Annotated in this window: 9 protein-coding genes and 1 pseudogene; 3 read left to right on the forward strand and 7 right to left on the reverse strand. The window is 64.1% G+C overall.

Annotated features, from left to right (window positions below; genetic code table 11):
* A pseudogene (locus VGP39_RS23940) lies at positions 1–406 on the forward strand (hypothetical protein); the annotation flags it as partial.
* 15 nt (positions 407–421) lie between these two features.
* Positions 422–853 carry a heme-binding protein gene (locus VGP39_RS23945; RefSeq protein ID WP_327570575.1) on the forward strand — a complete coding sequence of 144 codons (432 nt, stop codon included), beginning with the start codon at positions 422–424 and terminating at the stop codon, positions 851–853.
* Positions 854–995: 142 nt separating this feature from the next.
* Here the strand turns inward: VGP39_RS23945 and VGP39_RS23950 are convergent, their stop codons facing one another.
* From VGP39_RS23950 to VGP39_RS23980, 7 genes are all read right to left on the reverse strand, one after another.
* Positions 996–1778: an enoyl-CoA hydratase/isomerase family protein gene (locus VGP39_RS23950; protein WP_327570576.1), complete on the reverse strand. Its 783-nt coding sequence runs from the start codon at positions 1776–1778 to the stop codon at positions 996–998.
* 15 nt (positions 1779–1793) lie between these two features.
* Complete coding sequence (locus VGP39_RS23955) at positions 1794–3770, reverse strand: acetyl-CoA carboxylase biotin carboxylase subunit (RefSeq protein ID WP_327570577.1); 1977 nt, start codon at positions 3768–3770, stop codon at positions 1794–1796.
* Positions 3767–5383: an acyl-CoA carboxylase subunit beta gene (locus VGP39_RS23960; RefSeq protein ID WP_327570578.1), complete on the reverse strand. Its 1617-nt coding sequence runs from the start codon at positions 5381–5383 to the stop codon at positions 3767–3769. Before VGP39_RS23960 ends, VGP39_RS23955 begins: the two co-directional genes overlap by 4 nt.
* 168 nt (positions 5384–5551) lie before the next feature.
* Positions 5552–6418: a 3-keto-5-aminohexanoate cleavage protein gene (locus VGP39_RS23965; RefSeq protein WP_327570579.1), complete on the reverse strand. Its 867-nt coding sequence runs from the start codon at positions 6416–6418 to the stop codon at positions 5552–5554.
* Between the two features lie 221 nt (positions 6419–6639).
* Entirely contained in the window at positions 6640–7290 is a 651-nt protein-coding gene (locus tag VGP39_RS23970; protein ID WP_327570580.1) for a glutathione S-transferase family protein, read from the reverse strand.
* 135 nt (positions 7291–7425) lie between these two features.
* The gene (locus VGP39_RS23975; protein ID WP_327570581.1) at positions 7426–8565 is read right to left on the reverse strand and encodes an acyl-CoA dehydrogenase family protein; all 1140 of its coding nucleotides are present in this window, start codon (positions 8563–8565) and stop codon (positions 7426–7428) included.
* Between the two features lie 203 nt (positions 8566–8768).
* Positions 8769–10862 carry a molybdopterin oxidoreductase family protein gene (locus VGP39_RS23980; RefSeq protein ID WP_327570582.1) on the reverse strand — a complete coding sequence of 698 codons (2094 nt, stop codon included), beginning with the start codon at positions 10860–10862 and terminating at the stop codon, positions 8769–8771.
* Between the two features lie 127 nt (positions 10863–10989).
* On the opposite strand from VGP39_RS23980, the gene VGP39_RS23985 reads away from it, so the two are divergent.
* Entirely contained in the window at positions 10990–11274 is a 285-nt protein-coding gene (locus VGP39_RS23985) for a hypothetical protein (RefSeq protein ID WP_414644788.1), read from the forward strand.
* The last annotated feature ends 130 nt before the right edge of the window (positions 11275–11404 follow it).

Raw genomic sequence — 11404 nt, forward strand, 5'->3', positions numbered from 1 at the left:
CCATCAGAAGGCATTCGATGCCTTCAGCGCGGTCGAGACCGTGCTCACGCTGGTGCCTGGACTTAATGTCGAGACCATCGAGTCGAGCTGCTGCGGCATGGCCGGCGCGTTCGGCTATGGCGCCGAGACCTATGATGCGTCGCTGCAAATGGCCGAATTGTCGCTGCTGCCCGCGGTCCGCCGCGCCGACGCCGATACGCTGGTCGTCGCCGACGGCACCTCCTGCCGGCACCAGATCGCCGACGGCACCGGGCGTACAGCGCTGCATGTCGCGCGCGTGCTGGCGATGAGTCTCGTTTCGTCATTCCGGGGCGCGCGAAGCGCGAGCCCGGAATCCATAACCACCATCGTGAGTATGGATTCCGGGCCCGCGCCAAGAGGCGCGTCCCGGAATGACGGAATTTAACCGAAAGGAAAACACATGACTAACCTCACCCTCGACGTCGCGCGCAGGATTCTCGATATGGCTCTGGCCAAGGGCGTGGAGAAGAAACTGAAGCCGCTGGTCGTCACCGTCCTCGACCCCCGCGGCTGCGTGAAGATCTCCGCGGCGCAGGACGGCACCAGCCTGCTGCGCAGCGAGATCGCCCACGGCAAGGCCTATGGCGCACTCGCCATGGGGATGGGATCGCGCGCGCTGCACCAGCGCGCGCAGGAGCAGGCCTATTTCATCAACGCCGTGAACACGCTGGCGCAGGGCCGCATGGTGCCGGTGCCCGGCGGCGTGATGATCCTGGATGACAACGGCACGCTGCTCGGCGCCGTCGGCGTCAGCGGCGACACCTCGGACAATGACGAGATCTGCGCGATTGCGGGGATCGAGGCCGCGGGGTTGAAGGCGAATGCGGGGTGAGTAGAGGATCGAGCCTTCACATACCGCCCTCATCCTGAGGAGCCGCGCGCTTGCGCGGCGTCTCGAAGGATGGCCGCAAGCGCACTCCTCTTCTCATCCTTCGAGACGCGCGCAAGGGCGCGCTCCTCAGGATGGGGCACCTTCACTTCCCCTTCCACGCCGGCTTGCGCTTTTCGCCGAATGCCGCAAGGCCCTCTTTGGCATCTTCGGTCATCGCCGTCAGTGCGATCTGGCTTTCGGTGTAGGCGATGCTCTGGTCGAACGACATCGAGGCGATGGCGCGCATGGCGTATTTGCCGCGCCGGATCGCAGTCGGCGACTTGTCGACGATGCGGCCGATCAGCCATTCGATCTTTGCGTCGAGTTCGGCCGCCGGAACCACGTGGTTCAAAAGCCCCGCCGCCAGCGCGGCGCGGGCGTCAAACGGCTCGCCGGTCAGCGCCCATTCGTTGATCAACCGCCGCGGCGCGATGTCCTGCAGCAGGCTCATCACCTGCATCGGAAACACGCCGACTTTTACTTCGGGCAGGCCGAAGATCGCGCCTTCCGCCGCCACCGCCATGTCGGTCATGCACAACAATCCCATGCCGCCGGCCATGCAGACACCATTGACCCGCGCGATCGCTGGTTTTGTCGCATTCTGCGCCAGCCGCAGCAGATCGGCATAATCGACATTCGGTTTTGAAAAATCGAATGCGAAGGCCGCGCCCGTATTCACAAGGTCGGCGCCGGCGCAAAACGCCTTGCCGCCCGCACCAGTCAGCACGATGACGCGCACATCCGGGTCGTCTTGGGCGTCGCGATAGCCCTTTGATATCCCGGCAACGACGTCGCCGTTGATGGCGTTGCGTTTCTCCGGGCGATTGATGGTGATCCAGAATGCACTTCCGCGCTTCTCAAGTACCACGCTGCTATTGTCGATCATTGCCCTGCTCGCTTCTCACGCTGGTGGACTGGCTTCGATCTCGACGACGATTTTCCCGGTGGTCACCTGCTCGCCCTCCGCGACATCGATCGCGGAAATCGTGCCGCAAACCGGCGCGGTGTGCACATGTTCCATTTTCATCGCTTCCAGCGTCATCACCGGCTGCCCCGCCTCGACGCGCTCGCCTTGTCTGACCAGAACCGCGACGATGCGGCCGTTCATCGCCGCGCGTACCTTGCCGTCGCTGCCGCCTACCGCAGCGCCGGCCGGGACGGCCAGCGTCAGGTCGCGGACTGCAAGCGTTGCACCATGATGCTGCAAATAGAGACCATCACCATCGCGGAAGAACCGCGCCGATTCCGCCAGGCCATTAACGCGAAAGCGAATGCTGTCGCGTCCGAGCTCGTCGATCTCGAACCCCACGTTCCTGCCCTCGAGGCTCGCGACATAGCCGCCGTCGCGTTCGCGCACGATTTCCAGTTCATGGATTTTCCCGTCGAGTTCTAACCGCGCCGGAACGGCAAATGTCGCCGCCAGCGTCCGTCCCTTCTTCCACCGCGGCGCGTGGCGGCCGGTGACATGGAGCAGCAGCGCCGCAAGCGCGGCTTGCGCCTCCGCGCGCGGCATCAGCAGCTGGTCGCGATATTGCGCAATGAAAGCCGTCGTCGCCTCACCGGCCGCAAATGCCGGATGGCGCAGGCACGCCGCAAGGAATTCCCGATTGGTGATCACGCCGAACGCAACGGCATGCTCAAGGCCTCGAATGAGCCTGCGCCGCGCCTCCTCGCGCGTCGTTCCGTGAGCAATGACCTTGGCTATCATCGAATCATAAAACGGTGGAATTTCGCAGCCGGATTGCAGCGCATGCTCGACCCGCAGCTCATCCGGCATCTGCCACAGCGCGATCTTGCCCGACTGCGGCATGAAATCATGCGCGGCATCTTCCGAGCACAGCCGCGCCTCGATAGCATGGCCCGAGAAATTCACATCTTCCTGCCGCAATCCCAACGGCTCGCCGGCGGCGATGCGTAGTTGCAGTTCGACGAGATCGAGGCCGGTGATCGCCTCGGTGACGGGATGCTCGACCTGCAGCCGTGTGTTCATCTCCATGAAGTAAAAGTCGACGCTTTCGTCGAGCAAAAATTCCAGCGTGCCGGCGCCCTCATAGCCGATCGACCGGGCAGCCTTGACAGCGACGGCGCCCATCCGCGCCCGCAATTCCGGGGACACCACCGGCGAGGGCGCTTCCTCGATCAGCTTCTGGTGCCGGCGCTGCACCGAACAGTCGCGCTCGCCGAGATGGATGGCGTTGCCGTGGCGGTCGCCGAACACCTGGATTTCGATGTGGCGCGGATTGACAATGGCGCGCTCCAGAATCACCGTCGCGTCCCCGAACGCGCCTTGCGCCTCCGAGCGCGCGCTGCGCAAAAAATCCGGAAACGCCGCCGCATCCGGCGCGAGCCGCATGCCGCGCCCGCCGCCGCCGGCCACCGCCTTGATCATGACGGGGAAGCCAATCTTCCGCGCCTCGGCGAGCATCACGGCATCGCTCTGGTCGGCGCCCTGATAGCCGGGGACGCAAGGCACTCCGGCGGCCTGCAGGATCGCTTTGGCGCCGGCCTTGTTGCCCATCGCCTTGATGGATTCGGGCGACGGTCCGATGAACACCAGCCCGGCGTCGCGGCAGGCATCGGCAAACTCTTCATTTTCAGCGAGAAAGCCATAACCCGGATGCACGGCATCGGCGCCGGCGGATTTCGCCGCGTCGATGATCGCCTCGATGTTGAGATAGGATTGCGACGGCAACGGCCCGCCGATGCGCACCGCCTCGTCGGCCTCGCGCACATGCATCGCGTCCCGATCGGCGTCCGAATACACCGCGACCACGCCATAGCCAAGATGGCGCGCGGTGCGCATGACGCGCAACGCGATTTCGCTGCGATTGGCGACCAGTATTTTGCGGAACGGCGTGCGCCTCACCTCAAAGCTCATGGCCGCGCGACCGAAAACTGCATGACTTGTGGGTTGCGCGCCTCCGCCTCTTGGCAGATGGCGAGCACCTCGGCCAGCACGGCACGGGTGTCGCGCGGATCAATCACGCCGTCGTCGAGCACGCGCGCGCTGGTGGAAAACACATCCATCTGGCCGTCGAACACGCCGATAATCTGCGCCTTCATCGCATCAAGTTTTTCGCGTTCAATTGGCTTGCCGCGCCGGATCGCGGCGGCCTCGGTGACGATGGCCATAGTCTCGGCAGCCTGCTCGCCGCCCATCACCGCGGTCTTGGCGTTCGGCCACGAGAAACAGAAGCGCGGATGGAAACCGCGGCCGCACATGCCATAATTGCCGGCGCCGAACGATGCACCGCAATAGATGGTGATCTGCGGCACGGTGGCCGAGGTCACCGCCTGGATCATCTTCGAGCCGTGCTTGATCATGCCGGCTTCTTCATATTCGCGGCCGACCATGTAGCCGGTGGTGTTGTTGAGATACAGCAGCGGCGTGCGCGACTGGCAGCATACCTGGATGAAATGCGTCGCCTTGTTGGCGCCGGCGATGTCAAGCGGGCCGTTGTTGGTGATGATGCCGAGCGCATGGCCCTCGATGCGCGCGTGGCCGCACACGGTGGCCGGGCCGTACAAAGCTGAGAATTCCAGGAAATCGGAATCGTCGACGATGCGCGCGATCACCTGCCGCATGTCGACAGGACGCCGGTAGTCCATCGGCACGATGCCCAAAAGTTCTTCCGGATCGTGGCGCGGCGGACGATGCAAGTTTTCACCCGCGCTCGGCCGGTCCCACTCCAGCTTGGCCATGATATCGCGCGCGATGCGCAGGGCGTCGCGGTCGTCCTCGGCGAGATAATCGCCGAGCCCGGAAACGGACGTGTGCATCTCGGCGCCGCCGAGTTCTTCTTCCGTCGCCACTTCTCCGGTCGCGGCCTTGAGCAGCGGGGGACCTGCGAGGAACGCCCGGGTGCGGCCGCGCACCATCACGATATAGTCGGACAGCCCGGTCTGATAGGCGCCACCCGCCGTTGACGAGCCGTGGGTCACCGTCACCACCGGCAGGCCCGCCGCCGACAGCCGCGCCAGATTGCGAAAGATGTTGCCGCCGCGGACGAAGTCTTCGACGCGATAGCGCAACAGATTGGCGCCGGCGCTTTCGACCAGTTGCACGTAAGGCAGCTTGTTCTCCAGCGCCAGTTCCTGCACCCGCAGCGTCTTGTCGAGACCGTAGGGTTGCAGCGCACCGGCATCGATGCCGGAATCGTTGGCGCTGACCATGCAGCGGGCGCCGGCCACAAAACCGATGCCGGCAATAACGCCGCCGCCGGGCACGCTTTTGTCGGCGTCGGGAATGTCGAACATGTAGCCCGCCAGCGTCGACAGTTCGATGAAGGGCGAGCCGGGATCGAGCACCAGCGCCACGCGCTCGCGCGGCAGCAACTGCCCGCGCTTGTGAAAGCGATCCTTTGCGGCAGCCGAAGCGGTACGGGTGCGCTCCTCCAGCGCGCGCATGCGCGCGATCAGCGCCAGCATACCGGCGCGGTTGGCCTTGTAGGCGTCGCTCGATGGCGCGATGGTCGAGTCAAGGATGGGCATGGCCGCCAGTCTGCCCGTGCCGCCACATTTCCATCGTCATCCTGAGGTGCTCGGCATTCTTCATGCCGAGCCCCTCAGGATGGCCGCACGGTACCCAGCCTCCATCCTTCGAGGGCCGCGCGAGATGCGCGGCCACCTCAGGATGACGGGAGTGCTTGGGGGCGCGCATCACTGCAAAATCCCGAAAATCCGCCGCGCTTCCGCAGGGCTCGCCACCTCGCGCCCCGCCCGGCGGGCGCACGCGGCAAGGCTTTCGATCAGCTGCCCGTTCGACGTCACCTTGGTGCCATCGCCCAGATAAAACGTATCTTCCAGCCCGGTGCGGAGATGTCCGCCGAGTTCGGCGCAGCGCTGATGCAGCGGCCAGATTTCGGCGCGGCCGATCGCGGTGACCTGCCAGTTGGCGTCCGGCAGTTTCAATTTCAGCAGGATCGGCAGCAAGTCCGGATCGGCGGGCATGCCTGAGGCAACGCCCATCACGAAATTGTATTCCAGCGGCCCGGCATACATCCCGGTCTGCCGGTACATGCCGACGCAGCGCACGATGCCGACGTCGAAACACTCGAATTCGGGGATCGTGCCCGCTTCCCGCATGACGTCGAGATAGTCCTGCACCTTCTCCACCGCGTTATCGAACATCATCGGCGGCCACGCCCAGCTGTTGTCGGCCTTTACTTTGAGATAATTCAGCGAGCCGGCGTTGCAGGCCGCCATCTCGGGTTTTGTTTCGCGCACGCAATCCAGCGCGCCCTGGTAGTTCGGTCCGGACGTGCCTGTGGTGTGATTGATGATGACGCCGGGACAGGCCTCGCGGATCGCCTGCTGGATCTCGCGGGAGACGCTGACTTCCCAGGACGGCAGGTGGCCCTTGTCCGGCGCCTGCTGGCGCAGATGAATGTGCATCACGCTGGCGCCGGCATCGAAGGCGGCCTTGGCCTCGCGCGCCATCTCTTGCGGCGTCACCGGCACATGATGCTGCCTGGGATCGGTCAGCACGCCGTTCAGCGCGCAGGTGATGACGGCCTTGTCGCCCATGGATGAAGCGTCTCCCGGTTGCTCTGTTCTCGGAGCGATGAGCAGAATACAGAAATGCAGGGCGATGTCACCGCCGCCACGTGTCCCGGGCGCGATGCAGCGTTCTTGACGCTGCTTCGCAGAACCGGGACCGTACCAAGCCCCGGCGTTTGGTACGGCCCCGGCTCGGCGGTGCACCACGCCGAAGAAGGCGTGCTGCACCGCGTCCGGGGCACGAGAACTCACACCCGCTTCGGCACGTTCTGCTGCTCGCCGGCGAGATTTTCCGCGGCCACCGCGCGCTTGAATCCGTCGCGCGCCTGCAGGCGCTGCCAGTAGGCCGCGACGTTGGGGCCGAAATCCTTGGCAAGGCCAATGTTTTCGGCAAGCCGCAACGCATAGCCCACCGAAATGTCGGCGACCGTGAAGCGGCCGGCGCACAGCGTGTCGGCCTTCCCTGCCGCGGCTTCGACGGCGCGCAGGCGGCCAAAAAACCATTTCGCGTAGTCGGTCGCGACCTGCGGATTGCGCCGCTCTTCCGGTTCGAGCCGGGTGTATCGCAGCACCAGCGTTTGCGGGAATGTCAGCGTGGCGTCGCTGAAGTACATCCAGTTCAGGAACGCGCCATAAGCGGGCTCGTCGACGCCGACGACCAGCGGCGTCGGGCCGTAGCGCGTGCCGAGGTAATGGCAGATGCCGGAGGATTCCGACATCCTTGTATCGCCATCGATCATGTAAGGAATGGTGCCGAGCGGATTGATCGCGAGATAATCCTTGGCAAAAACGCGCGGCGGAAACGGCAGCATCTTGAGATCGTATGGGAGACCGAGTTCTTCCAGCATCCAGAGCGGACGAAACGAGCGCGCGGCGTTGCAATGGTAGAGCGTGATCATGGTTTCCGTCCCTCTCTCCTACCTCATGGTGAGGAGCGCGCCCTTGGCGCGCGTCTCGAACCATGGCAGCACACACCATCCTTCGAGACGCCACGCTACGCGCGGCTCCTCAGGATAAGGGCACTGCTTGTGTCTTCACAATCCCATCTGCCTGCTCGCAAGATCCTTCATGATCTCCTCGCTGCCGCCGCCGATCGCGTTCACCTTGACCTCGCGGTAGATGCGCTCGACCTTGATGCCGCGCATAAAACCGGCGCCGCCGAAAATCTGCACCGCTTCGGAGGCGCAGAACGCCATGGTTTGCGTGGCCTGGTTCTTCAGCATGCAGATTTCCGCCACCGGGCTCTCGCCCTGATCGAGCCGCCACGCCAGCATTTCCAGCATCGCCTGTGACGCCGCGACCTTTTGCGCCATATCGACCAGCTTGTGCCGGATGACCTGATGCTGCGCCAGCGGCTTTCCGAAAGTGTGGCGCTGTTTGGCATATTCGGTCGCATCGTCGAGGCAGACCCGTGCGGCGGCGATGCAGCCCGCCGCCATGGTCAGCCGCTCGCCGTTGAAATTATGCGTGATCAGCCGAAAACCTGCGCCCTCCTCGCCCAGCAGATTTTCGGCCGGTACACGGCAATCGTCGAAATGCAGCGTCGCGGTGTCCGACGCCCACCAGCCCATTTTCTTCAGCGGCGTGCGCGACAAGCCCGGCGTATCGCCTTCGATCACCAACAGGCTGACGCCGCCGCGTCCCGGCCCGCCGGTTCGCACCGCGGTCGTGATGTAATCGGCGCGGATGCCAGAGGTGATGAAGGTTTTCTCGCCATTCACCACATAGACATCGCCGTCGCGCCGCGCCGAGGTGCGCAGGTTCGCCACATCCGATCCGCCGGATGGTTCGGTGATGGCGAGCGCCGAAATCTTCTTGCCGGACAGGATTTCGGGCAGCACCCGCGCCTTGAAGTCTGGCAACCCCGCGCGCGCAATCGGCGGCGCGCCGATCGAATTGCTTTTGAGGCTGGCGCTGACGCCGCCGCAGCCTGCCCGCGCCAATTCCTGGACCGCCACGATCCACATGAAATTATCGACTTGGGTGCCGCCGTATTCCTCCGGAAAGCCGAGGCCGAGCAGCCCGATTTCGGCGGCCTTCTCATAGAGCACGCGTGGAAAGCTGCCGGCCTCATCCCATTCATGGGCGTAAGGTTCGATTTCCTTTTCGACGAAGCGGCGGACCACGTCGCGATAGGCGATGTGCTCGGCGGTGTAAAAGGGGCTGTTGGTCAAGTTTCACCCGACAACGATTACGAGGTCGGGACATTAGTTACGGGATGCAACGACTCTGCAAGATGGATTTGCATCCCGCCCCACCCTCAACCTGAGGAGCCGCGCATCTTGCGCGGCGTCTCGAAGGATGGCCACAGGCGCGTGCTGCCATCCTTCGAGACGCGCGCGAGGGCGCGCTCCTCAGGATGAGGATCCCGCGCTTCTCAAGTTGCCGCCGCCTTCTTCGCCCACACCTTGTTGTCGTGGAACGCGGCGCCACCGACCGGTGCCACCGCTTCTGCACCGGTCAGCGTATTGATCCCCCGCCCGCCGATGTGGGCGTGGTTGGGCTGCACCGATTCCGCGATCAGCACGCCCGGGCGCAGACCGTCGAACAGTTTTGCGGTCAGCGTGGTCTCGCCGCGGGTGTTGCCCAGCGTGACGGCGTCGCCGTCGGCGATCCCGAGCCGCGCCGCATCTGCGGGGTGCATCATCACCGACGGCGGACCCTCGCGGGCAATCGACGACGGCGTCTCATTAAAACTCGTATTGAGGAAGCTGCGGGACGGGCTGGTCGCAAGCCGGAACGGATGCGCCTCGTCGGCTTCCTCGATGATGGTCCAGTGATCCGGCAGCGACGGCATCTGCTCCCAGGGACCCATGCCGGCGATGCCCCAGGGGGGATGGGCCCAATCCGCCTTGAAGTGAAACTTCTTGTCGGCATGCGCAAAACCGTCGAGGTAGTGCGCGGTGCGAAAATCCGGCTGGATGTCGCGCCACAGGTCGGCCTGCAGCGTGTCGATGTCGCCGTGCCCGCTGAGCTTCAGCGTCTCATCGATCAGTTCGCGTGACGTCAGATCGAAGCCGCGATGCGAGATGTTGAGGCGGCGGCCGAGGCCCTGCAACACCTCATGATTCGAGCGGCATTCGCCGGGGGGCTCGATCAACTTGGCGCCGACCGAAATGTGCTGGTGGCCGCCGCCATAATAGAGGTCGTCATGTTCCATGAACATCGTCGCCGGCAGCACGATATCGGCCATTTGCGCGGTCTCGGTCATGAACTGCTCGTGCACCGCCATGAACAGGTCGTCCCGCGCAAAGCCGGCGCGCACCAGGTCCTGCTCCGGCGCCACCGTCATCGGATTGGTGTTCTGGATCAGCATCGCCTTGACCGGGCCGCCGCCTCGCAGCGCATCCGCATCGCCGGTGAGAATACGTCCGATCTGCGATTGATCGAGTATCCGAACGGAGCGATCGATCGCGTCGTGGCCCTCGATGATGGATTCATTGAACTTCCAGATCGCCATATTGTTGAAGAACGCCCCGCCGCCTTCGTACTGCCAGGCGCCGGTCACGGCCGGAATGCACAACGCCCCATGCATCTGCGCCGCCCCATTGCGGCTGCGGGTAAAACCATAGCCGAGGCGGAAGAACGCGCGCTTGGTCTGACCCACCAGACGGGCAAAGGCCTCGATTTCTTCGACCGGCACCGCAGAGATCGACGACGCCCATTCCGGCGTCCGGGTCTTGAGATGCTGCTCGAGTTCATCCGGGCAATCGGTATAGCGCTCCATGTAATCGCGATCGGCAAAGCCCTCGCGGAACAGCACATGCATGACCCCGCAGGCGAAGGCGCCGTCGGTCCCGGGCCGCAGCAGGATTTTGATATCGGCCTGTTTCATGGTGTCGTTGTTGTAGACATCGATCGCCGCGATCTTGGCGCCGCGCTCCTTGCGGGCGCGCATCGCGTGCGTCATCACATTGACCTGGGTATTCACCGGATTGGTGCCCCAGATCACGACCAGGTCGGAGACGCCCATCTCGCGCGGATCGACGCCGGCGATCTTGCCGGTGCCGATGGCAAATCCGATGCGGGCGACGTTGGCGCAGATGGTCGAGTAGAAGCGGGAATATTTCTTCACATGGGCAAGGCGGTTGATGCCGTCGCGCATCACCAGTCCCATGGTGCCGGCATAGTAATAGGGCCACACCGATTCGGCGCCGAAGTCGCGCTCGGCGGCGTCGAACCGCTGAGCGATCTCGTCCAGCGCCTCGTCCCACGAAATGCGCGCGAATTGGCCGGAGCCCTTGCGCCCGGTGCGGCGCATCGGATGCATCAAGCGGTCCGGGTGATGAATGCGCTCGGCATAGCGCGCGACCTTGGCGCAGACCACGCCGGCAGTGTAGCTTTGCAGCTTGGAGCCGCGCACCCGCCCGATGGCCTGGCCGCCGATCACCTCGATGTCGAGGGCGCAGGCGGACGGGCAGTCATGCGGACAGGTGGAATGCCGGATGTCGATTTTGGCGTGCTGGTTCATGGCTTCAGGGATACCACAAACCGCGGGTTTGATGATATGCAGATTGTAGTGGCAACTATTGGGATCCGGGTCTGGAACCGGTTTTTCCGCGAATCATTCTATGATCGCAGTCTTTCAGGAGCGCATGATGACCGGATTGAAATGGATCGCCGCGGCATTTCTCTCAAGCGTGCTGATCGCCGCGCCGATCGCGGCGCAGGCCGCCGACTACGGTGTTCGCCGCCATCATCACCGGCATCACCATCATCACGTTTCCCGCTATCACATCCCCTGGTTCAGCTATCTGCATAATTACGGACCCGGCCCTTTCCCCGGCACCTGGGCCTACTACGACGGTCCGACCTCCGTCCGCTGCAAGCAGAGCGCCGCCGCCTATCGCGGCCAGGACGGCCGCCGGCATCCGTGTAATTGATTACTTTGCAAAATTGCCCGTCATGCCCGCCTTGTGCCGGGCATCCACGTCTTGACGCGCTGAAGCAAAAGACGTGGATGGCCGGGTCAAAGCCCGGCCATGACGGAAGTGAATCATTTTCAAACGGTTA

The organism is Bradyrhizobium sp., from assembly GCF_036009065.1.
Taxonomy (GTDB): domain Bacteria; phylum Pseudomonadota; class Alphaproteobacteria; order Rhizobiales; family Xanthobacteraceae; genus Bradyrhizobium.

Bases quoted from the DNA above. Each gene is read 5' to 3' on its own strand.
- VGP39_RS23945 (WP_327570575.1), top strand. From the start codon at position 422: ATGACTAACCTCACCCTCGACGTCGCGCGCAGGATTCTCGATATGGCT.
- VGP39_RS23950 (WP_327570576.1), bottom strand. From the start codon at position 1,778: ATGATCGACAATAGCAGCGTGGTACTTGAGAAGCGCGGAAGTGCATTC.
- VGP39_RS23955 (WP_327570577.1), bottom strand. From the start codon at position 3,770: ATGAGCTTTGAGGTGAGGCGCACGCCGTTCCGCAAAATACTGGTCGCC.
- VGP39_RS23960 (WP_327570578.1), bottom strand. From the start codon at position 5,383: ATGCCCATCCTTGACTCGACCATCGCGCCATCGAGCGACGCCTACAAG.
- VGP39_RS23965 (WP_327570579.1), bottom strand. From the start codon at position 6,418: ATGGGCGACAAGGCCGTCATCACCTGCGCGCTGAACGGCGTGCTGACC.
- VGP39_RS23970 (WP_327570580.1), bottom strand. From the start codon at position 7,290: ATGATCACGCTCTACCATTGCAACGCCGCGCGCTCGTTTCGTCCGCTC.
- VGP39_RS23980 (WP_327570582.1), bottom strand. From the start codon at position 10,862: ATGAACCAGCACGCCAAAATCGACATCCGGCATTCCACCTGTCCGCAT.
- VGP39_RS23985 (WP_414644788.1), top strand. From the start codon at position 10,990: ATGACCGGATTGAAATGGATCGCCGCGGCATTTCTCTCAAGCGTGCTG.